This is a genomic window from Phocaeicola sp., from assembly GCF_057861905.1.
In genome coordinates this window covers 1-24,199 of sequence record NZ_DBMACV010000053.1, presented here as the reverse complement: position 1 = coordinate 24,199, position 24,199 = coordinate 1, and the positions used below count along the sequence as shown (strand labels likewise).

General features: G+C 41.9%; 18 protein-coding genes. 4 read left to right on the top strand and 14 right to left on the bottom strand.

From position 1 onward, the window contains the following. Positions 1-69: 69 nt before the first annotated feature. Positions 70-1,959, bottom strand: a complete 1,890-nt coding sequence (locus ACZM60_RS10670) for a DUF5107 domain-containing protein (RefSeq protein ID WP_489521486.1) — start codon at positions 1,957-1,959, stop codon at positions 70-72. A gap of 75 nt (positions 1,960-2,034) precedes the next feature. Beyond that, positions 2,035-3,426: a sugar porter family MFS transporter gene (locus tag ACZM60_RS10665; protein WP_489521485.1), complete on the bottom strand. Its 1,392-nt coding sequence runs from the start codon at positions 3,424-3,426 to the stop codon at positions 2,035-2,037. A 170-nt stretch (positions 3,427-3,596) separates the two neighbouring features. Here ACZM60_RS10665 and ACZM60_RS10660 point away from each other — a divergent pair, with 170 nt between their 5' ends. Beyond that, positions 3,597-4,478: an AraC family transcriptional regulator gene (locus ACZM60_RS10660; RefSeq protein WP_021970979.1), complete on the top strand. Its 882-nt coding sequence runs from the start codon at positions 3,597-3,599 to the stop codon at positions 4,476-4,478. Positions 4,479-4,586: 108 nt separating this feature from the next. Here ACZM60_RS10660 and mutL read toward each other — a convergent pair whose 3' ends face one another. From mutL to guaB, 7 genes are all read right to left on the bottom strand, one after another. Next, complete coding sequence (gene mutL / locus ACZM60_RS10655) at positions 4,587-6,479, bottom strand: DNA mismatch repair endonuclease MutL (protein WP_340319686.1); 1,893 nt, start codon at positions 6,477-6,479, stop codon at positions 4,587-4,589. Between the two features lie 13 nt (positions 6,480-6,492). After that, positions 6,493-6,789 carry a hypothetical protein gene (locus ACZM60_RS10650; RefSeq protein ID WP_021970835.1) on the bottom strand — a complete coding sequence of 99 codons (297 nt, stop codon included), beginning with the start codon at positions 6,787-6,789 and terminating at the stop codon, positions 6,493-6,495. 4 nt (positions 6,790-6,793) lie between these two features. Further along, positions 6,794-8,509 carry an OstA-like protein gene (locus ACZM60_RS10645; protein WP_021970836.1) on the bottom strand — a complete coding sequence of 572 codons (1,716 nt, stop codon included), beginning with the start codon at positions 8,507-8,509 and terminating at the stop codon, positions 6,794-6,796. A 15-nt stretch (positions 8,510-8,524) separates the two neighbouring features. Further along, positions 8,525-9,898, bottom strand: coding sequence for a peptidylprolyl isomerase (locus ACZM60_RS10640; protein ID WP_340319685.1), 1,374 nt, complete (start codon positions 9,896-9,898; stop codon positions 8,525-8,527). A gap of 10 nt (positions 9,899-9,908) precedes the next feature. Continuing rightward, positions 9,909-10,757: a peptidyl-prolyl cis-trans isomerase gene (locus ACZM60_RS10635; RefSeq protein ID WP_489521484.1), complete on the bottom strand. Its 849-nt coding sequence runs from the start codon at positions 10,755-10,757 to the stop codon at positions 9,909-9,911. Between the two features lie 43 nt (positions 10,758-10,800). Continuing rightward, the gene (locus ACZM60_RS10630) at positions 10,801-12,135 is read right to left on the bottom strand and encodes a peptidylprolyl isomerase (protein WP_489521483.1); all 1,335 of its coding nucleotides are present in this window, start codon (positions 12,133-12,135) and stop codon (positions 10,801-10,803) included. A 184-nt stretch (positions 12,136-12,319) separates the two neighbouring features. Next, complete coding sequence (gene guaB, locus ACZM60_RS10625; protein ID WP_340319683.1) at positions 12,320-13,795, bottom strand: IMP dehydrogenase; 1,476 nt, start codon at positions 13,793-13,795, stop codon at positions 12,320-12,322. A 372-nt stretch (positions 13,796-14,167) separates the two neighbouring features. On the opposite strand from guaB, the gene ACZM60_RS10620 reads away from it, so the two are divergent. Next, on the top strand, positions 14,168-15,301 hold the full coding sequence (locus ACZM60_RS10620) for an acyltransferase family protein (RefSeq protein WP_489521482.1): 1,134 nt from the start codon (positions 14,168-14,170) through the stop codon (positions 15,299-15,301). Between the two features lie 89 nt (positions 15,302-15,390). Here ACZM60_RS10620 and recQ read toward each other — a convergent pair whose 3' ends face one another. The 5 genes from recQ to lptB form a co-directional block, all read right to left on the bottom strand. Beyond that, positions 15,391-17,574: a DNA helicase RecQ gene (gene recQ, locus ACZM60_RS10615; protein WP_340319681.1), complete on the bottom strand. Its 2,184-nt coding sequence runs from the start codon at positions 17,572-17,574 to the stop codon at positions 15,391-15,393. A 151-nt stretch (positions 17,575-17,725) separates the two neighbouring features. Next, a complete protein-coding gene (gene clpX, locus ACZM60_RS10610) occupies positions 17,726-18,970 on the bottom strand; it encodes an ATP-dependent Clp protease ATP-binding subunit ClpX (protein WP_340319680.1) in 1,245 nt (414 codons plus the stop codon). A 26-nt stretch (positions 18,971-18,996) separates the two neighbouring features. Further along, positions 18,997-19,668, bottom strand: a complete 672-nt coding sequence (clpP, locus tag ACZM60_RS10605; RefSeq protein WP_340319679.1) for an ATP-dependent Clp endopeptidase proteolytic subunit ClpP — start codon at positions 19,666-19,668, stop codon at positions 18,997-18,999. A gap of 171 nt (positions 19,669-19,839) precedes the next feature. Next, positions 19,840-21,186: a trigger factor gene (gene tig / locus ACZM60_RS10600; RefSeq protein WP_021971952.1), complete on the bottom strand. Its 1,347-nt coding sequence runs from the start codon at positions 21,184-21,186 to the stop codon at positions 19,840-19,842. Between the two features lie 219 nt (positions 21,187-21,405). Next, positions 21,406-22,227 carry an LPS export ABC transporter ATP-binding protein gene (gene lptB / locus ACZM60_RS10595; RefSeq protein WP_021971953.1) on the bottom strand — a complete coding sequence of 274 codons (822 nt, stop codon included), beginning with the start codon at positions 22,225-22,227 and terminating at the stop codon, positions 21,406-21,408. Between the two features lie 166 nt (positions 22,228-22,393). Between lptB and ACZM60_RS10590 the strand changes: the two genes are divergently transcribed. Together ACZM60_RS10590 and ACZM60_RS10585 are read left to right on the top strand one after the other, a co-directional pair. Further along, positions 22,394-23,134: an MlaE family ABC transporter permease gene (locus ACZM60_RS10590; protein ID WP_489521481.1), complete on the top strand. Its 741-nt coding sequence runs from the start codon at positions 22,394-22,396 to the stop codon at positions 23,132-23,134. Between the two features lie 3 nt (positions 23,135-23,137). Next, positions 23,138-23,905, top strand: a complete 768-nt coding sequence (locus tag ACZM60_RS10585) for an ABC transporter ATP-binding protein (protein ID WP_021971955.1) — start codon at positions 23,138-23,140, stop codon at positions 23,903-23,905. The last annotated feature ends 294 nt before the right edge of the window (positions 23,906-24,199 follow it).

Sequence of the window (24,199 nt, the reverse complement as noted above, 5' to 3'; positions counted from 1 at the left end):
CGATTATTGTTTGTAATTCTTTGTAATTCAGCACTATAAAGTTACAACAATTTTCGCTAATCACCAAATTTACAAACACTTACAATTCGTCGAACTCACGTGATTTAACCAGTTACGATACAAAGAACGGTTAATATGGTCAAGTCCATCTGTATAATCTCCCCGAATCATGTCAATCTGCGCCAATCCCATATAACCGGCATCCTGCCAGGCTGCATTCCAAGTAGCTTTAAAGAATGCATCATAAGCTCCATCTATATCGCCTTGCATTTTTTTACTCCACCCGAGGTTATAGCGAGGTTCACCATCGTATGGATTGGGATTACGCTCCGTCTGAGTTTTAACAGCCCGTTCAAAATATTTCTGAGCTTCAGCAAAACGTCCCCGGCGCAACAACAACAGACCCACTGCATTATTGCAACGAATATCACTTTCATCACGCCTGAGAGCTTCCATATAATAATCCATTGGAAGATAAGTGGCATGACGATGCTGTTCCAAATGCTGTCCGGTCAGGAACAATTGCTCCATACTGGCTATTTCCTTCGGATCAAGTGCTGCCTTTGCCGGCTCCGGAACAGGCTTAATTTCCGGTTTATCAGCCTGGTAGCTAACAAGCACTTTACCATTCTCATCGAGAACAGTAAGCTTCAGTTCTTCCAGTTTAACAGTATCACACACTACAGTATTTTCATAGGCATTATCCGGAGCTACAGCTGTAAGGGCATCAAGATAAATCTTACCATTTTCCACATTAACAAGCATGATGCGCACTTCGCGATGTACTGCTGTTGTATAAAGCATAACTTTCATCCTCCCCTCTTGCTCCGGAAGAATATTGATAAGCGCATCGCGCGTTGCATTCTTCACCATACCTACTTTCTGATAAGGCATGAAATATTGTACCCAAGATTTTTCTTCATAAGGTTGCAACCAAGTAAAATCAGGCTGATTATCACAATACATACCCGTCATAAGCTCAATATACGGTCCATCTTCGTCTGTAAGATTGCGATCCCAGGCCTGACCAAAATCACCACATCCCCATGTCCATTGTTTTTTCCCTGCATTAATATGATGATCCGCCACATGGAGAAGTCCAGCCTCTACATCCTCATTGTAACCGCCAACAAAATCATATTTAGAATTAATGGCCATATAAGAAGTGGGTACAGGAATATTTTTATAACGAGATATATCCACACCTGCAGAATAGTCTACTTTATAATATTCCCCAGTTGCAATAGGAAAACTTGAAACTGCACGCTTTCCATGATCAAACATGGCGTTCACATCAGGTGGAAATACAGAATAATAATCTTTATTGACAGCAACAGCCGGATTTGCCCACCACAAAAAAGTCTGCGGGAAGGGAGTACGATTATAAACCTTAGCTTTTATTTCAATATAAGCTTTGCCCGGATAAAGTGTAAATCCAACCATACCTTTAGTACGGAACATACGTTCTACTTCACTACACCACACTGTTTTACTTCCATCCGGAAATTCTTCTATCATGCAATCTGTAGGCAAATAAGTACTCGGACGGTGATGCTGTGGCCAGTTAAACTCAATACCTCCAGAAATCCATGGGCCGGTAAGACCAACCAAAGCCGGTTTGATTACCTGATTATAATAAACGAAATGACGCTTTTTTACCTTATCATAAGCCATCTGAATACGTCCCCCCAATTCAGGCAAAATCATCACCTTGATATACTCATTCTCTATAAAAAAAGCCCTCCAAGGACAATCATGTTTTTCATCTTCAATCTTTTCAATTACCGGATAAGGATAAACTGAACCGGAACTACCCTGATAGACACGTTTCTCCAAAAAAATAGGATTTTTCTCTTCTTTACCTATGCCATAAGTAGGCAGCATTACAACCTCCTCCCAAGCTCTTACTTCGGAAGTATTAATTGTGCTTTGAACTAAATACTCTGTTATCTTTTCCATAAGCAATAATAGCTAAACAAGTTTTACCTCATAAAATAATGTATAATATCTTGCGCTTCAAATTCTAAATTACAATCACTTTACCAACTCCTTTTCTAACTCTTCCAACGATTTTCCTTTGGTTTCCGGCACATAACGTAAAACGAACAGGAAACCTGCCAAACAGATTATCATATAAAGAATAAAGGCTCCTCCTGTACCCAGGCCTGCATTTAGAAACGGGAAAGTATAAGTCAACAAGAAAGATGCTATCCACAAGCAGGCTGTACATACAGCCATTGCAATTCCACGTACCTTATTAGGAAATATTTCCGACAACAATACCCAAGTTATCGGTCCTAAGGACATCGCATAAAGTCCAATTGCAAGCACAATAAACACAATCATAATCACTCCCTTAAACTCAAGAAAATAACTTATGCCAAGCAATGTATAAATGCCCGCCAGTCCGCCTGCCCCTATTAACATCAATGTTTTACGCCCCAAACGTTCGACTGTATAAATAGCGATAAATGTAAAGACTAAATTAGCAATGCCAGTTACTACAATATTCATCAGCATTTCAGATATGCCATACCCTGCTGCCTGAAATACCTCTTGAGCATAATTGAATATAATATTAGTCCCACTCCACTGCTGAAACATAGCCAATACAATACCAACAATTAAGACTTTACGCATTTTAGCAGAAAATAATAAAGACAACGCGCCTTGATGTTGACTACTTGAAGAAAAGGAAGCTGCAGAATAATTTAAAAGTTCTACTTTTGCATATTCTTCTCCTCCGATAGTTCGCAAAACCTTTGCAGCAGCTTCTCTCCGATTATTGGCAGCCAGCCAACGCGGGCTTTCCGGAATAAACAAAGAAAGTAAAAAGAAAAGGCCAGACGGTATACACACTGCCCAAAACATCCATCTCCATCCTGCTTGTCCGTTCCACGACAGAAAAATATCACTTGAAGTTGCAGTTTCCGATACAGGATCGGCCAAAAGCATATTCACAATCTGTGCACTCAAAATTCCAAGAACAATTGTCAACTGATTTAAAGTAACCAGTTTACCACGTATCCGTGTCGGAGCAACTTCGGCAATGTACATCGGAGATAAATCAGCAGCTAAGCCAATGGCTATTCCTCCTACCAATCGGGCCAAAATAAAAGTCATCAAAGCAGAACTTGCACCAGTAGCCCAAGAAAACACCAAAAAGACCAAGGCTGCAAACTGCAATAGTTTCTTTCTTCCATAACGATCGGCCAAAAATCCCGCCATTGTAGCTCCTAACAAGCAACCAGCCAAGGCAATACTCATTGCTAAAGCCTGCATACCAGCATTCTCGGATATTCCAAAATAAATTTCATAAAAAGGTTTTGCTCCACCTATGACAACCCAATCGTACCCGAAAAGAAGCCCTCCCATTGCTGAAACCAAACAAATAAAATAGACAAAAAGACAATTATATGTATTCATAGTTAGTTATTAATATTAAACGAATACAAAATAACAGAGAATCCATGAGGCAAAAAATGTAGAAAACATCGGTTATCATGTAAAATATCTTGTTTTTTTCACTAAAAAGGGAAGAGGAGATTTGAAAAGCAAACAGAAAAAATTACTTTTGCAAAAGTAAAATACAATCTATGAAGCACAAAAAAGATGGATTTACGGGCCAGAGAGCTATTGTGCTCCCTCCAGCAATTATTGAGCTATTGCAAAACAATGAAATAACCAATCTGTTATACGTTACAGACATTGGTTTCTATCCTAAAGCCTCAGGGCACTACAGAACACGTCCCGAAGGAGCAAGCCAACATATTCTTATATATTGTACAGAAGGAAAAGGATGGTTCAATGTGAATGGAGTACATCATGATATAGAAAAAGAACAGTTTTTCATCATCGAAGCAGGACTACCACACACGTATGCAGCCTCCGAACGCAATCCATGGTCTATTTACTGGATTCATTTCACCGGAGAAAAAAGCCACCTATTCAAATCAATATACAATAAAGTATTCAACATTGACGATGCTCCCGATGCTCGATTCAAAGACAGACTTATCCTCTTTGAAGAAATCTATCAAAATCTGGAAAAAGGATATAGCATCGAAAATCTGGAGTATACTTCATTGTGCCTATGGCATTTTATAGCCTCATTCCGTTTTATATCTCAATTTAGAGAAGTCAATAAAGCGTCAAAAGGTAACATTATACAGGAGGCCATTTGTTTCATGCAAAAAAACATCAACAAAAAATTATCCTTGGAAGAAATTGCAGAAAGCGTACGATACTCTCCATCACATTTCGGACAACTTTTTTTAAAGAAGACCGGACATACACCTCTCAATTATTTTACTCACATGAAAATACAAAAAGCCTGTCAGCTTCTTGACTTTTCAGACATGAAGATTAAAGAAATAGCCGACAAACTAAGTTTCTATGACCAATATCATTTTACAAAAGTATTTATCAAAATATTAGGAGAAAGCCCCAGCAGTTACAAGAAAAGGAACAAAGGATAAGTTATGAAATACAAAATCTCTCTATTTTTATCCTATATCATCACAATACAAGATAAAAACAGAGAGATTTTATGCAACTCCAATTTTGACAAGTCAACTGATTCCGTCTTACTTGAAAAGCTTCTCCAAATCGTCTTCTTTCAAGACTGAAAGCACGACCTTGCCGTCGGGAGTATAATTGGGAGTAGAAACAGCAAAAAGCTCATCTACCAGATTATTCATTTCTTCATTCGTAAGTACCTGTCCAGGTACAATAGCAGCAGCTTTTGCCAGTGAAAGAGCCAGCATACTCTGCACTTCCTCTTTTACCTTACAGCCCTTTTCGATAGCAGTCTGCACCATATTCGTCACCAGCGTTTCTGGATTTAAACCTTCAATACCTGCCGGTATGCCATTGATGGCATAAGAGCCTCCCCCCAGATTACTGAGTTCAAAGCCCAAGGCTGTCAGGTCGTCCATGATTTCCTCCAGCACAGGAACTTCGGCTGGAGAGAAATGCACCATATCAGGAAATAGCATACGCTGAGAAACATTTCTCCGATTGGCTATCTGACTCATATACTTATCGTACAAAATACGTACATGAGCACGCTGCTGGTCAATAATCATCAATCCCGACTTGACAGAAGTCAGAATATAGCTTCCTTTATACTGATAATGTTGTGCCGACTTTTCTGCTACATTTTCATCCGGATGCTCATCATACAATGTCGGCTCCGACGGTTCTTGTTCAGGCTCACTCCACGATTCTTCAGGAACAGGCGAAGAAGGCATATTCCACGCAGGCATACTGTTCTTTTCCAGCCCCTGAAACAAAGGTTCCCATTCCGTGTGCTGCTTCTTATTGTACGAAGAAGGAGAATACTGCGATGGAGGCACCGACGACACATTAAACGGATTATACGAAGGATCGTACGAAGTAGAAGGAGGACGAACGCCCGAAGTAGGAGCCGCATCAAAAGCTGGAATATCAGGCATACCTTCCGTATCAAAGTCAATGGAAGGAACAGCATTGAAGCGTCCCAACGTTTCTTTTACTGCTGCCGACAGGATCTGCCAGATAGGCTGCTCGTTCTCAAATTTTATTTCTGTCTTCGTAGGATGAATATTCACATCAATATTTGCCGGATCGACATCAAAATAAATAAAGTAAGAAACCTGTTCACCAGCCGGAATGAGGTTTTCGTAAGCATCGACCACCGCCTTGTGAAAATATGGGTGTCGCATATAACGCCCGTTGGCAAAAAAGAACTGACGAGCCCCTTTCTTGCGGGCCGTTTCGGGCTTTCCGATAAAACCATGTATTTTTACCATACTGGTTTCAATATCGAGCGACAGCAAATCTTGGTTCAGTTTCTTTCCGAATACTCCCATAATACGCTGACGCAACTGGATAGCCGGAAGATTCAGCATTTCCGTATCATTATGATGCAGTGTAAACGATACATCAGGATTGACCAGGGCAATACGTTCAAATTCTGCCAGAATATTACTCAGCTCCGTCTGATTCGATTTCAAGAACTTACGCCGCGCTGGAATATTGAAGAAAAGGTTTTTAACAGAAAAATTACTTCCCTGTGAACACGCTATAGCCTCCTGACTTTCTACCTTGGAGCCCGAAATACAAATATGAGTTCCAAGCTGTTCTCCTTCCTGACAAGTACGCAGGTCTACCTGAGCCACCGCAGCAATCGAAGCAAGCGCCTCGCCACGGAAACCCATCGTATGAAGAGAAAACAAATCGGCAGCCTGACGAATTTTCGATGTCGCATGACGTTCGAAAGCCAGACGCGCATCAGTTTCCGACATACCTTTTCCATCGTCTATGACCTGAATACAAGTCTTGCCCGCATCAGTCACCAAAACGTCTACGTGATGTGCTCCGGCGTCGATGGCATTTTCTACCAACTCCTTCACCACAGAAGCCGGACGCTGTATAACTTCGCCCGCCGCAATCTGGTTGGCTACGGAATCGGGCAACAAACGGATTACATCGCTCATAACATGAAAAAATTTAGAAAGTAAGTTCTCCAGTCACCAAATAGTGTAAGATATATGCAAGTACAGCTATGGCTATGAATATAGTAGCGTAACTCAAGGGCTTGCGTCCACTTTCTTTACGCCGTTTCAGGTAAGTTGTACCTTCAACAAACTTTCCCCGGATGTCTTCGGGAGAAAATTCCTTAGGAGGAAGCATCCCCAGATCACGCTTTGCGTTTTCTTCTATCTTCTCCAACTTTTCCTTTCGCTCATCCACGTAAATATACTCATGGTGATATGCACGTGGCTTTCTCATCGTAAACATTCCCATACTCTTACTCCTTTTTAGTTTCAAACAAATGCTGGTTCGGCAGTTCTACCGGGCCGCGTACATTCTTCTTCAACTGGTCTTCAACTTTCTTGCTGCGCCAGTTGAATATATCTTGCTTGTTCTGCGGACGTATATAGTCGAACCATACAAAATTCTGCAATTTACTGGTTCCGGAAGGAATCTGTGTCATCGGATAAAGTGTACCGTTCGACTTAGGACTCATCACCATTTTCTCCAGTTTCTGGTTTTCCAGATAAATATCCAGCTTACTGGTTTCCGAAACATTCATTCCAATCAGTGTACTATCGGCATCCATCGGATAGTAAACCAGACGTACCGAACCGATAACTTCCGTCTTGTACATCTGCTTATCGCGGAAGTATGCTTTCATTTCCTTTCCCGTCACCTGATTATACATCGTTGTATCTATCTGCTCTACCGACAACGCCTGATTGATGATATGTGCCCAGTCTATCGTACTGTCGTTCATATACATACAAATCTTTTCTCCTACCAGTTGCTGGTTCTTGTTCCACAAAATAGGATCGTGATACATGGTCAGGCAACTGTCTTTTGTAGAAAAGACCAGCGAATCGGCCACTCCCTGCACATCTGTCCGGTAGAAACGCACCTTATGAAATGCACGCATCTCACGGAACATCGAGTCTGTATCCAGATGGAAAGTTTCCATCAGCAATGTATCTCCATGCAGGAACAGGCTATCGCCTTGAGAATAGTCGATGGCAACAGCCTTGTCGGTAGCAAACGCATATTTCTTCTTTTCGTTATAATATCCGTATTCTCCCGTCATCATATTTTTGTTGATGGTATCGGTCAATACCATATTGCGGAAAGCCTTGCCCAAACCTTCATTCCGATCGTAGAACAAAGAGTCACCTGTCAGTTGTTTGCCTTCGTTAGTCAGGACAGAACGGTCCAGCAAGTATGCCTTTCCGGTCATCGTATTATAGGTTCCCCGTTCCGAATAGATATGATTATTGTCGCTCAGGATATCCGAAGGACCGACAATATTGGCAATCTTACTTGCCGTATTGTATTCCAGTGTATCGGAAGTCAGGGTAAACTGCGGATTCACCAGCTTCACATTATAGTTGAAGACCGACTGTTTGGTACTGGGGTTGTATTGCCCCCATTCCGAAGTCAGTACGTTCTGTTCATCCATCAGCGTACCTCCATCGAAGAAATATCCCAGATTATACACACGGTCGTAGTTCAGGCTATCGGTCAGCAGTGTTGTATTACGGTTCTCCATACGTACATTCATACGCGCTTCGGCTATCTGGGTGTTTCCATCGTAATACAACCGGTCGCCATACAGAAAAAGCGTATCTCCCTGATTCATCTTCACATTACTGAAAGCTTCGAACGAACTAATCTTGTCGTAATAGTAAGCACTATCGCAGTACATATACACACTATCGTGACGAAAGACTACATTTCCTACTACGACTTGCGCGTCCGGATGACGTGAATCTTTGCGCAACAAATCGGAATGGATCAGATACACCTTACTCTTGGCCGGCTGTTTTTTGGGAGCAGCCTGAGTCTTCTGCACCTTTGCCGTATCGGTCTGCGCCTTCGGTTTCCGGTTCTGAACCGGCTTCTGTGCCAGCAGACAAAAGCCGAACAGGCATAGGACGCCTGCTAACAGCACCCTATGCCCGCCAAATATATTTTTCTTGTTCTTCTGTTTCTGCATATATGAGTTTAAGTATCAGTTCTTGATCCATCCCGGATATTTGAAATCACAGTTTCTCCAGTCGGGATTGATACGTACATATGTATTCTTCTGTTTTTCTACAATCCATTTCTGAAGCTTTTCCTCGCTTCGTTTAGCCATTACCATCGCTTTCAGACGCTGATAGTCCTCGGTAATGGTTGCCTTATGACCATCAATACGGTTTTTCAGCTTGACGATTGCACAGACCTGCTTACCTTTTGAATTGATCATTGTAAAAGGTTTTGATATTTCACCTATCTGCATGTTCTCTACAACCTTTGCCACATCCTGCGAAATCAGACCGGCCAACTGCTGCATTTCGAAACGAGAAGTACTGGTCTGCGGGTTAGCCAGCAATCCATGATTGTTACGGGTATCTTTATCCTGCGAAATCCAGGTAGCAGCTTCATCAAAAGTAAATTTATTTTTCCGGATATCGTCTGCAATAGAATCCAGACGGGCAAGAGCTGCATCAATGTCTTTCTGGTCTACTTTCGGGCGCAACAAAATATGACGGTAGTTTACTCGGTCACCTCGTTTTTCAATCAACTGAGCAATGTGATAACCGAACTCTGTTTCGAACACCTTCGATACTTTCTTGGTATCCGTCAAGTTGAACACAACATTTGCAAATTCAGGCACCAGCTCACCTCTTCCGGTAAATCCACCTTCACCACCACGCCGCGCAGTACCCGGATCTTCCGAATAAAAACGAGCCAGCGTAGAGAAAGAAGTTTCACCCTTATTTACACGGTCGGCATACTCACGTAACTGAGCCTTTACACGTTCTATTTCTTTTTCCGAAACTTTCGGTTCCTGCGTAATAATCTGTACCTCTACCTGAGTCGGAATAAACGGAATACTATCCTGAGGCAACTGACTGAAGTAGTTACGAACTTCGGCAGGAGTCAGCTTGATATCGCCTACAATCTTCTGCTGCATCTGCTGCACTGTTTTCTGACTCTTTACATTTTCGCGCAACATTTCACGAATCTGAGTATACGACTTGTTGTAATATTCCTCCATCTTTTCTTTCGATCCGATCTGGTCGGTAAGCCATGCGATACGCTGCTCAACGTCCTGAATCACTTCCTGATCGGAAACCATCACACTATCTATCTCCGCCTGATGCAGGAAAAGTTTCTGAATGGCAAGTTCTTCCGGAATCACACAATACGGGTCACCGTCGAAATGCCGGTTCTCATACTGAGCGTTCAGACGTTCATTCTCCACGTCCGATTTCAAAATAGCCTCATCACCTACGACCCAGACTACTTCGTCTATCACATTATTTTGCGCATAAGCCGACACTCCGGCAAGCAACAAAAGCATACAAGCATAAGCCTTGATAAACTTAATCTTATTCATTGTTCGGATTCTAATAATAAATAATGTCCTTATCCTCTGAAGCCTTTTTATACAAATCATCCTTCATTCGATTAATGAACTCCACACGCTTCAGATTGATTAATATTTCTTTTATTTCACTCTTGGCATATTCCAGCGGCAACTGTTGTCCGGCAGGCAAAAAATGTTCTACATGGAGGAAATAACAATACGCCGTATCACGCACCTCTACATTGCGGTTGCGGTTTAAATAGTCAGCATCTGTATCGACTGCTTTCAGCGGAAGCTTGGCTGCAATATCCGACACCGGAATCCACCGGTCGTAAAAGAAATCGTAACTCACGGCATTACCGATACTGAATTTCTCCAGCTTGTCGATAGCTTCCTGTGTATTCTTCTTGTACCATGCACGTACATTGTTCAAATGACGGGCACTTACCGGTACTTTCATAAACAATCCCTGCACATAAGGCTGGTTGGCACGAAACATTCCGGCATTCTGGTTATAATATTGTTCAATCTCTGCATCCGAGATTTCACTGCCCAGCTTCTGGTTGACCAGTTCCTCCTGATAGGTATGCATAATCAGCGCACGACGGTACGAGGCTACCAGCTCATCTATTTTCACATTATCGGGAATGTTTCCTTCTGCTTTCTTGTATAACAAGACATCTGTTATCCAGTTATGGATATATTCATCGGCAAACCGGACACTGTCTTCTCCGCGCATCCCCACTGGCATGGCTGCCTGCAAGTCCTCCTTATACAGAAATTCATGACCGACTTCCACCAAGGGAGTTTTTCCCTTATGGTCTACCGTCTTGCCACAACCTGACAAAGCTATCAGCCCTGCAATAATGAAGATACTAAATTTGCCCATTCGCCTTATTACTCTGAATCAGTGAACGAAGATACAGTATTAATTAATTACTTCCGCAACAATTAACGGTTTTTAAAACGTCTTGTTCTATTTCTACGCCAAAATGTTGCATTAACGAAGCAAGCTGCTCTTTTTCCTGCTCTCTCCGATAGTCGGCCTTTACAGCATCAAGCACATCGGTATACGCCTCGGGACCTTTTTTCAATTTTTTTCCCATCAGAAAAGCATAAGGTCGTTCCTTGTCTTCCCGAAGATGTCCGCATTTGAACGCCAGCTTGTCGACACAGGCATTTTTCCCGATCTGAAAAAGTCCTACTTCGATTGAGGCATTGATGGTAGAATCAGATTCGGCCAGTTTATGCAATCTCTCTGCCCACTGGCTGGAAGGAGATTTTTTCAGATACTTCTTAATGCGCGAAGCCATCTTCTTGTTGGAACAGCGGATTACAGCTCCCTTGAAGTGTGGAAGTTCCCAAGCATAACGTTCCTTATGCTGCTTGAAATAGTCATCCAGCTCGCCGGAAGTAGCCTCATGAGGAGAAGACTCCCCATGCAGCTTGTCCCAAAAAGATGCGAGCAAAGCATCTTCTTCCGTTTCCAGACGCATCTGTATGTTCTTGTCATCGAGCACCCCTTCAGTCCAACGTGCAAAGACATCCCGTTTCAAGGCAGGATGTTCAGCCCCCAAGCGATCCATGTAAGCGATAAGATAAGGCCGGGCCTCTTCATAGCTGATGCAAGGCTTACTGTCGGTCAGCTTGACGATATGAATTCCCAACGGAGAAAAAAACGGTTTCGAAAAAGCACCTTTTGCAAGTGATGTCAACTGATCGGTAAACTCCTGAAGCAGTTCCACAACCGGCATCCATGTGCCGCCTTCCTCCTGATGAGAAAATGCTGAAAACGAGGCGCCCTGCTTCAGTGCCGTATAGATGGAATCCATACGGTTACGGGCTGCGTTCTCTTCCTGTCTGGTAGCATCCTGAGCCAGCAGACAGGTAATCTGTTCCATCTTTACCCATCCGCTTTTTGAAAGCCGCTCTACACTCTGCCGGTATAAATCGCGGCAGGCACGCTCTTCCTGTTCCTTATCCAGCATCACAGTCTTAAGCAATTCCCCCTGCATCACTTTGCAATATTGACGAAAAGCCGGGAGAGTATCGCATCCCGTCCTTCGCATATCGGCCGATTTCAATTTCTGGAAGAGAAAATCATCGAAAGCATTCTGTACCGATTCTGTACGGCAGTTTCCTGCAAGATGATGCTTGCAATAAAGTTCAAACTCCTGCTTTGTCACATCTTTTCCACCGACACGCAACAGCACGTCGGCATTGCCAACGGCAAACAGGCTGCAGGGAAGACAAAAACAAGAGAGCAAAAAGAATTGTTTTACAAAACTCGTCATTGTTCGATAAGGGTTGGAAAGAAATAAAAAAATACATTTATAACAAAATTCACCACAGACTTCAATCTGCCGGCATACATCAATGAAGTTATCCTGGCAATAGAACCGAAGTCTGTGGTGAAAAACTATATCCTTATGCGATAGGAATCATCCTGTCTTACTGAGGACGGCTGTAATTAGGAGCCTCGCTGGTAATTGCGACATCGTGCGGATGGCTTTCCAGTACACCGGCATTTGTGATACGGGTGAACTTAGCGTTGTGCAACTCTGTGATATTGTGTGCACCGCAATATCCCATACCGGCACGCAGACCACCGACCAACTGGTAGATTACCTCGTACAATGTACCTTTGTAAGGAACACGGCCAGAAATACCTTCCGGAACCAGTTTCTTCACATCGGTAGTACCCGACTGGAAGTAGCGGTCTTTCGAGCCGTTTTCCATGGCTTCCAGTGAACCCATACCACGATATGACTTAAACTTACGGCCGTTGAAGATAATCGTGTCGCCCGGTGATTCTTCTGTTCCGGCAACCAGTGAACCGATCATTACGCTGTAACCTCCGGCAGCCAGTGCCTTCACTACATCGCCCGAATAGCGCAAACCACCATCGGCAATCAAAGGAACACCTGTACCTTCCAATGCTTTTGCTACATCGTATACGGCTGTCAACTGCGGCACGCCTACTCCGGCTACCACACGTGTGGTACAAATAGAACCCGGACCGATACCAACCTTTACTGCATCTGCTCCAGCCTCAACCAACATCTTGGCAGCTTCGCCGGTAGCAATATTTCCTACAACAATATCAATATTCGGGAAAGCCTTCTTCGCTTCTTTCAGTTTTTCGATAACCGACAGAGAGTGTCCGTGTGCTGTATCGATAACGATAGCATCTGCACCGGCATTTACCAGAGCTTCCATGCGCTGCAATGTATCGGCAGTAACACCTACTCCGGCAGCAACACGCAAACGTCCTTTGGCATCTTTACAAGCCATCGGTTTATCTTTTGCCTTTGTAATATCTTTATAGGTAATCAGACCTATCAGCTTGCCGTCTTTATCGACAACCGGCAATTTTTCAATTTTATTTTCTTGCAGAATTCTGGAAGCAGTTTCCATATCTGTTCCTGGTTCTGTAGTTACGATATTTTCCTTCGTCATGACTTCGTCGATACGCTTTGTCAGGTCTCTTTCAAAACGAAGGTCACGGTTTGTAACAATACCTACCAAATATTTTTCATCATCTACCACCGGAATACCACCGATTTTATATTCAGCCATCAGGTCGAGAGCATCTTTTACAGTAGAACCTCTCTTGATTGTTACAGGATCGTAAATCATACCATTTTCAGCACGCTTTACAATAGCAACCTGACGAGCCTGCTCTTCGATAGACATGTTCTTGTGGATAACACCGATACCTCCTTCGCGGGCAATGGCAATGGCCATCTGCGCTTCGGTAACTGTATCCATGGCAGCAGTTACAAATGGAACTTTTAATTCAATGTTACGTGAAAACTTTGTCGTGAGTTCGACAGCTTTGGGTAATACCTCAGAATAGGCCGGGATTAACAATACATCATCGTAAGTCAATCCGTCCATTACAACTTTATCTGCAATAAATGACATAGGGCTTTATGCTTTAGATTTTATTGCGTGCAAATATACAAATTTTATTCAAATTAAGAAGAATGCTTAACATCTTTTTTTATTTGGTGACACCCCTCCGGCTTTCAGGAAAGTCCTGCAGAAACAGTCAAAATAATTTATACAAAAACTTTCAGAATTTGTACAAAAAATAAAAAAACGTCAAGACAAATTTCTCTGTACACCGAGTCATCCCATAGCCTGCTTCATCTGTTTTCCGGTTCTTTTTCCTGCCGGCAAACGGTTAAGAGAATAAGAACCGACTTTGACCGCTCTTTTTTGTATTATTCATAATATGTTGGCTATCTTTGCCCGCTGTTGAATAAAAATCTTTTATAACTCGAAAAAACGACTATGAACACACAAAGCACTTATCTCGCCTCGAAACTACATTATGAAATTCTCGACGGACTTCGCGGAGTTGCAGCACTGATGGTTATTATCTTTCATCTGTTTGAAACACACTCGCAGGGAAATCATCTGATTCAAATCATCAACCACGGCTACCTTGCTGTCGATTTCTTTTTCATGCTTTCAGGATTCGTAATAGGCTATGCTTACGACGACCGCTGGAACAGGATGACACTGGGAACCTTCTTCAAACGTCGTATCATCCGTCTGCATCCGATGGTTATTATGGGAAGTATCGTAGGAGCCGCGCTTTTTTATTTCCAGAAATCGTCCTGCTTTCCACAGATAGAACATACTTCCGTAGGGGCATTGTTGCTCATCATGCTGCTGGGATGCACGCTGCTCCCGCTTCCGTTGAAATGGGACGTACGGGGATGGACGGAAATGCATCCACTGAACGGTCCGGCATGGTCGCTGTATTACGAGTACATAGCCAACATCCTTTATGCGCTTTTTATCCGCCGTTTCAGCAAAAAAGCCTTGACCATCTTAGTTGTCATAGCAGCTTGCTTTACCGTTTATCGTAGCCAGACTGCGCCGATGGGCGACATGGTAGGCGGATGGGCGTTGAACTGGGAACAGCAATATGTGGGTTTCGTACGATTAATGTATCCTTTTTTCGGCGGACTGCTACTGTCGCGCCTGGGGTGGCTGATACGCCTCAAGAAAAGGGCTTTCTGGTACTGTGCATTGATTATTGTGGTCATACTTTCCATTCCTCGCATTGGCGGTGAAGAGCATTTTTGGATAAACGGACTTTATGAATCGTTCTGCATTATTTTTATTTTCCCCGTCATTGTTTCCATGGGAGCCGGTGGTAAAGTAACCGGCAAGTACTCCAGCCGTATCTGCAAGTTTTTAGGAGATATTTCATACCCCATTTACATTACTCACTATCCGCTGATATATATTTATACAGCGTGGGTATGCAACACCCATGCAACTATCACGGAGGGAATTCCCTATATGATACTTGTTTTCGTAGGAGCGATTGCTCTGGCTTATGCTTGTCTGAAGTTGTACGATGAACCAGTCCGCCGCCGACTGACAGAACGCTTTCTGAAAAAAAGCAGATAAAGAGGAGAGCCGCATAAAAAAACTATGGCAGCATGTAACGGCATATGCCGGATACTTGCTGCCACAATATTATTAAAGTACTTGTTTTATCAGTTAGCCATCTCCGAGATAAACTTGATACGAACCAAACGAATTTCTTCTTCGGTGTAATCTGCACCCAGTTCATCCATCGCATCGTCTATCTTGTCGGTTGTAGATTCCTTAAAATAATCATAGATGTCGAGCATATGGTCTTCATCCATCACATCATTCAGGAAATAGTCGATATTCAGTTTGGTACCCGAATATACAATTGCTTCTATTTCATCAAGCAATTCATTGAAATCGATACCCTTTGCAACTGCTATATCATCCAATGCCACCTTACGGTCGATGCTCTGAATAATTGAAACTTTCAGTTTCGATTTGTTGGCAACAGTACGGACACGCAAATCTTCCGGACGGTCAATTTCATTTTCATCGCAATGTTTCTTGATCAATTCGCAGAACTCCTGACCGTAACGCTTAGCTTTTCCTGCTCCCACGCCCGGGATATTTTGCAGCTCTTCCAGTGTTACCGGATAAATAGTAGCCATAGCCTCCAGTGAAGGATCCTGGAAGATGACGTAAGGAGGAACATCGAGTTTCTTCGACATCTTCTTACGCAAATCTTTCAACATAGAGAAAAGTACCGGGTCTACCGCACACGATGCACCACTTCGCATCGGTACTTCTTCAACTTCCTCATCATCGAAATCAGCATCTTCGACAATCTTGAATGATTTTGGCTTTTTCAAGAACTTATGTCCTTCCGGAGTAACCTTCAGCAAGCCGTAATTTTCTACGTCCTTACTCAGATAACCAGCTATCAACGCCTGACGAATGACCGCGTTCCACAAACGTTCTTCTTCGCCCATACCAGAACCAAACACTTCCAAATCTTCATGTTTATGCGCCAGCACTTCCGACGTTTCTTTTCCCAAAAGGATATCAACTATATAATCTTGTTTAAAATTTTCTTTTACCGCAATGATTGTTTCAATCACTGCACACAACGAATCCTGAGCCTCCACTTGTTTTTTCGGATTTAAACAGTTATCACAATTACCACAATTATCTTCTGTATATTCTTCTCCGAAATAATGCAACAGAATCTTTCTACGACACAACGACGACTCAGCATATGCAGCTGTTTCCAGCAGCAGTTGTTTTCCGATTTCCTGTTCCGAAATAGGCTTTCCCTGCATAAACTTCTCCAGCTTCTGCAAGTCTTTGTTCGAATAGAAGGTAATGCACACTCCTTCTCCACCGTCACGTCCGGCACGTCCTGTCTCCTGGTAATATCCCTCCAGACTCTTCGGTATATCGTAATGAATAACGAAACGTACGTCTGGCTTATCGATTCCCATACCAAAAGCAATCGTTGCCACAATAACATCGATGTCTTCTTTCAGGAAAGCATCTTGATTAGCATTACGAGTAGCCGAATCCATTCCGGCATGATACGGACGCGCCTTGATGCCGTTTGCCTGAAGAATTTCGGCCAGTTCTTCTACTTTCTTGCGGCTCAAACAGTAAATAATACCCGACTTTTCCGGATTCTGTTTGATGAAACGAATAATATCTTTATCTACATTATTGGTTTTAGGCCGTACTTCGTAATACAGATTCGGACGGTTGAACGAGGATTTGAACTCCGTAGCTCCTACCATTCCCAGGTTTTTCTGAATATCCATTTTCACCTTGGGAGTAGCCGTAGCAGTCAATGCAATGACCGGTGCCTTACCGATTTCATTGATTATAGGACGTATACGGCGATATTCCGGTCGGAAGTCGTGTCCCCATTCCGAGATACAATGTGCTTCGTCGACTGCATAAAAAGAGATCTTCACATGTTTCAGAAAATCTACATTTTCTTCTTTTGTCAGCGATTCGGGAGCTACATAAAGCAGTTTTGTCTTCCCGGCCAGGATATCAGATTTAACCTGGTCTATCGCCGACTTAGTAAGTGATGAGTTAATAAAATGCGCTACTCCATCTTCTTCGCTGAAGTTTCGCATAGCATCAACCTGATTCTTCATAAGAGCAATGAGCGGAGATATAACTATAGCCGTACCTTCCATCAATAGTGAAGGTAACTGATAACATAATGACTTACCACCACCGGTAGGCATCAAAACAAAAGTATCCTTCCCGGCCAGCAAGTTACTAATTATAGCTTCTTGATTTCCCTTGAATGTATCGAAACCAAAATACTTTTTTAACTGTTCCGCTAAATTAATCTTTTCCGCCATTGTCCTTTTATTTTAGTGATTTTTTAATTCTTCAAGATATAAACCTCGCTTTACGTATGTAACAAAGTTATAAACAACTTTTGATATTATACAAATAATTGAGTAATTATTTTGCTGAAGAACTTTATTATCCCATCACTTTTCTAATTTTTCAGGCCATTTGCAGACGAGACAAATTGGCTTTATTCATTTGTTCCTTCGCATAATCCAGGGTGATGACAAACGTATCAACCTTGTGCGACGGAATTTCGAACATTGCGTCCATCACGATTGTTTCCACAATCGATCTTAAGCCTCGGGCACCCAGTTTGTACTCAATAGCCTTGTCAACTATATAATCGAACACTTCCGGCTGAAACTCCAACTTGACTCCGTCCATTTCGAACAACTTAATATATTGCTTAATGATAGAGTTCTTAGGTTCAGTCAGAATATTACGCAACGCTGTACGATCCAGCGGATTCAAATAAGTAAGAATAGGCAAACGTCCGATTATTTCCGGAATGAGACCAAAAGACTTTAAGTCCTGCGGAGCAATGTACTGCATCAGGTTTGCGCGGTCTATCTTTACCTTTTCCTTAGCAGCGCCGTATCCCACAACATTCGTATTTAAACGCTGAGCAATCTTACGCTCAATACCATCGAATGCTCCTCCGCAAATAAACAGAATATTCTTCGTATTGACAGGAATCAGTTTCTGTTCGGGATGCTTGCGCCCGCCCTGTGGAGGTACGTTAACAATAGAGCCCTCCAAAAGTTTCAACAACCCTTGCTGAACACCTTCTCCACTTACATCACGAGTAATGGAAGGATTATCTCCCTTACGGGCAATCTTGTCTATTTCATCAATAAAGACAATACCACGTTCAGCCTCAGCTACGTTATAATCGGCAACTTGCAGCAGACGAGTCAAAATACTTTCTATGTCTTCACCTACATAACCTGCTTCGGTCAGTACTGTAGCATCAACAATGGTAAAGGGAACATGCAATAATTTGGCAATGGTACGTGCCAGTAATGTTTTCCCCGTACCTGTACTTCCGACCATAATAATGTTGGACTTTTCAATTTCCACATCATCCTTTGATGAAGGCTGTAACAAACGCTTATAATGGTTGTAAACAGCAACTGAAAGATAACGCTTAGCATCATCTTGTCCAATCACATACTGGTCGAGGAAATCTTTTATATCTTTCGGCTTCGGAAGTTCTGCCAAGTTCAAATCGGTATTACTTCCTTTCTGACGCATAGCCTCCTGGACTATTTCGTGTGCCTGCTCCGAACAACTGTCACAAATACATCCGTTGACACCTGTTATGAGGAAACCGACTTCATCTTCCGAACGTCCACAAAAGCTACAGCGTCTTTTGCTCTTCTTAGTTGATTTATCTTCCAAAATTATATAGCTTTTTATTAATTAAATTACAATGTCGGCTTACGAGAAAGCACTTCATCAATCATGCCATATTCTTTAGCCTCTTGAGCAGTCATCCAGTAATCACGGTCGGAATCGGCCCATACCTTATCAAAATCAGTATGAGAATGGTCGGCTATAATTGTATACAGTTCCTTCTTCAGTTTCTGGATTTCACGAGCTGTAATCTCGATATCGGAAGCCTGTCCTTGTGCTCCCCCCATCGGCTGATGAATCATGACACGTGAATGAGTCAGAGCCGAACGTTTTCCTTCTGTTCCGGCAACCAGCAATACAGCAGCCATAGAAGCGGCCATACCTGTACAGATCGTAGCAACATCGCTGGAAATAAACTGCATTGTATCATAAATGCCCAGTCCGGCATAAACCGATCCGCCCGGAGAGTTGATGTAAATAGAGATATCCTTTCCTGAATCTACAGAATCCAGATACAATAACTGAGCTTGCAGGGTATTGGCTGTATAATCGTCTATCTGTGTTCCGAGGAAAATGATACGATCCATCATCAGACGAGAGAACACGTCAAGCTGAGTAACATTCAACTGACGCTCTTCCAGGATATAAGGATTAAGATACCCTGCCTGCGACTTAATTACGTCGTCAAGCACCATACTACTCATACCCAAATGCTTGGTGGCATATTTTCTAAAATCGTCCATTAGTCAAATCTATATAATTGTAAATAATAAAATAATAAAAGAGAAGCTTTTGACCGCTTCTTCCCATATAGAACAAAAGTACAAAAACTGCTGTTCAATCGGACGAAAGCCAGACCAAAAGCCCCTCTTTTAGCAAGTTTTAGCAATTCGCCTCAGCTTACCGCAGGGAAATTACTGAAACATTTTATTGAATTCTTCTGCTGAAACAGCTTTATGGTTCAATGTAACCTGACCTTTCAGGATATCTGACAACTTAGTTTCAATAACTCGGTTAACCAGTGCTTCTACGCTTTCACGTTTCTTCAGCATTTCCTTAGAGTAGTTTTCCAACAATTCATCAGGTACATTAATCATACCATACTGAGCAAACTGAGCACGTGTTGCTTCTTTTGCCATATTAGTGATATCAGCCTGTTCAACTTTAATATCGTTTGCTGCAACCAGTTTTTCCTTAATCAGGTGCCATGTCAACTCTTCAAGGCTCTTTTCGTAATGTTCAGCAACGAATTCTTCGCCTTTTTCCTTGTTGTTTTCCAACATGATGCGTTTCATCAGTTCATCAGCAAATTCCAATTTACCGATCTTGTTAACAACATAGTTACGAACATCAATCAAGAACTTGTAGTCGCTGTCAGCTTCAAACTGTTTAGCAATTGTTTCTTTAATCTGTGCACGGAATTCTTCTTCACTATGAGCTTTTCCTTCGCCCAAAACCTGATCGAACAACTCCTGATTCAGGTCACCCGGAATCATACGAGTAATCTCTTCAATCTGGAAGCTGAAGTTACCTTTATAATTTGCAACTTCTTCTTTCTTAATCTTCAACAATGAAGCCAACTCAGCTTCGTTATTATCGAATGCTGTTGCCGGATTGAATACCAAAACTGTATTAGTTTTAGCACCATTGAAGATAGCTTTCTGGTCATCGTTCTTCATGTATGTAGGCATCATTACAGCACCTTCTACCTGAAGACCACCTTCTTTGGTATTACCGTTTTCATCCAGTTCTGCCAACAGACCTTTCAGCATATCATTGTCCTGATATTCCTCAACTTTATCATATTTAGCTGTACGCTGAGTATACATCTTAACCTGCTGATCTACCATTTCATCTGTTACGTTGATATCATAGTAGTCAATCGTATCATTGTTAGACAATTCTACATTGAATTCAGGAGCCAATGCGATATCGAATGAGAATTCAAAGTTTTCATCAGTTTCGAAATTTACATTGTTTTCCTTTGGCAGCGGAGTACCCAGCATATTTACCTTATTTTCACGAATGTATTCGCCAACCTTTTCCTGCATCAATTTATCAACTTCTTCAATCAATACAGAAGTACCATACTGCTTTTTAATCAAAGCCATAGGAACCATACCTCTACGGAATCCGGGCATATTTACTCTCTGACGGAGAGTTTTCAGCGATTTTTCAACTTTTTCCTGATAGTCAGCCTTTTCAATCTGAACAGTAAGCACTGCGCTTACCTTGTCTACGTTTTGCAATGAAATATTCATTTCCGACTTATTTATTTAATTATTACTATATTCCAGTCTATTCAAAGAGTTTGCAAAAATAGTGTTTAATCTTGCAAAAACCAAAATGTCTAAGTAAAATTTACAAAAAACACATACGGAGTGTTTTACGATTTTATGTCACGAATTGCAAGTCCGCAACTTTTTCATTCTCTTCGGGAAAGAACTGATCACTCCGCAAGTCCGCAAGACACGAACAGTCTACTCACGTATTTCCTTCATCTGGAAATCTTTTCTACGGAGTACGAAACTATTACTCAAATATTTTTCACGTACAATTTTATTCTCGGCAAGTTCTTCAGGAGTACCCTGGAAAAGAATCTTACCCTCGAACAACAAGTAAGCACGATCTGTAATACTCAATGTTTCCTGCACATTATGGTCAGTAATCAAAATACCGATGTTCTTATCTTTCAGTTTCCACACAATATGCTGGATATCTTCCACGGCAATAGGATCGACACCGGCAAAAGGTTCATCAAGCATAATAAATTTCGGGTCTATAGCCAGACAACGTGCTATTTCTGTACGACGACGCTCACCACCCGACAACTGGTCGCCCAAATTCTTACGAACTTTCTGTAAGCGAAACTCAGCAATCAGGCTTTCAAGCTTTTCTTTCTGATATTCCTTTGAAGTCTTGGTTAGCTCCAGTACGGAAGCTATATTATCCTCCACACTCATTTTACGGAAAACAGAAGCTTCCTGTGCCAAATATCCGATGCCATTCTGCGCACGTTTATATACAGGATAATCAGTTATATCCTGATTATTCAGATAAATATGCCCCTCATTAGGAACAATCAATCCGGTCGTCATGTAAAAAGAAGTAGTCTTTCCAGCCCCATTCGGTCCTAACAATCCGACTATTTCTCCCTGTTTCACATTGATGGAAACATGGCTAACCACCGTACGTTTGCCATATTTCTTTACCAAATTCTCCGTACGAAGAACCATGCGTCCGTCTGCTGGAAGCTCAAATGTTTCTTCCGCATTATGTTGTTGATTTTCCTGTTCTGCCATAAAGCTGTTTAATAAAGAATTAAGTATGAAGAATCAAGGCCTTCATTGCAGCAGCAAAAGTAGTAAAAATCTTGGGTTCTGTGGTACTTCCACCCATTTTCGTCTATGCTTTTATTATAATATAGCTAAAAAACAGTACTTTTGCATAAAATTAGACTCAATAAATATGGTAAGACCAATTACGACTTTAGGCAAATACCTCATGCTGATGGGAAGAGTATTTGCTCGTCCAGAGCGATTCCGGATGTACCTTAAGCAGTATCGTAACGAAATGGCGCAACTGGGCATTAATTCTATCGGCATTGTACTGCTGATTTCATTTTTCATAGGTGCAGTTATCTGTATACAAATAAAATTGAACATAGAAAGTCCATGGATGCCACGTTTCGTAGTAGGATATACTACACGTGAAATTCTATTACTGGAATTTTCGTCTTCCATCATGTGTTTGATTCTGGCAGGTAAAGTCGGCTCAAACATTGCTTCCGAAATCGGAACAATGCGTGTCACCCAACAGATTGACGCACTCGAAATAATGGGAGTAAACTCGGCTTCATACTTGATTCTCCCTAAAATTTTAGGACTGATGACAATGATTCCTTTACTGGTAATATTCAGTATCTTTGCAGGAATCATAGGTGCCTTCTGCACAGCTTGGTTTGCAGGCATTACCAATACTACCGACCTGGAATATGGTTTTCAATACAGCTTTGTCGAATGGTATGTATGGTGCAGCTTCATTAAATCGTTAGTATTTGCATTTATCATAGCCAGTGTATCTGCTTACTTTGGATACACCGTAGAAGGAGGCTCCATCGCAGTAGGAAAGGCAAGTACAGATTCAGTAGTATGCAGCAGTGTGCTTATTCTGTTCTCCGACTTAATACTTACTCAATTACTCAGCTAAACAATGATACAAATAAAATCACTTTATAAATCATTCGAAGACCGTACCGTACTGAACGACATCAATTTCATCTTCGAAAATGGCAAGACCAACCTGATTATCGGACAAAGTGGATCAGGAAAAACGGTACTCATGAAATGCCTGGTGGGATTGCTCACTCCCGAAAAAGGAGAAGTGTTATACGACGGACGTAACCTGATCACCATGGGGAAAAAAGAGAAAAAAGCCCTACGCCGGGAAATGGGTATGATATTTCAAAGCGCTGCTTTATTCGATTCTCTTTCAGTATTAGAGAATGTCATGTTTCCACTTGACATGTTTTCGAATATGACTTACCGTGAACGAATCAAACGTGCAGAATTTTGTCTGGACCGTGTAAATCTGATAGATGCTAAAAATAAATATCCAGGGGAAATAAGTGGCGGTATGCAGAAACGAGTAGCTATAGCTCGTGCCATCGCTCTCCAACCACAATACTTGTTCTGCGACGAACCAAACTCCGGATTGGACCCTAAGACTTCTCTGGTGATCGATGAGCTGATTCATGATATCACAACCGAATACAACATGACTACTGTAATCAATACTCACGACATGAATTCGGTATTGGGGATAGGTGACAGCATATTATATATTTATCAGGGGCATAAAGAATGGGAAGGAACAAAGAATGAAGTATTCAGTGCTACCAATCAACGTTTGAACGACTTTATCTTTGCATCTGATTTGCTTAAAAAAGTCAAGTCGGAAGGAGAAAAAGAAATACGATAATTAATTCCCCTTCATCCTTCAACAAAAAAACGGATACTCTTTCCATTTAATCATGAATGAGTATCCGTTTTTTCATTTAAGCCTCTTTCTGGATAAAGGCTACTCCGCTATTTTCGTTAGTGTTTTTACCATCTTCTGCCCAAGCTTCCGACTCTTTTCTTCTTGTTTCACCAACCCTACACCTTTGGCATACCATTACCTGAGTTCGGGATAAGTTTAGAATAAGGCCAGTTGTTTTGAGTCCTCAATATAGTATCCTTGCAATGCATCCGGTTTGTTTTCAAAGAAACAATA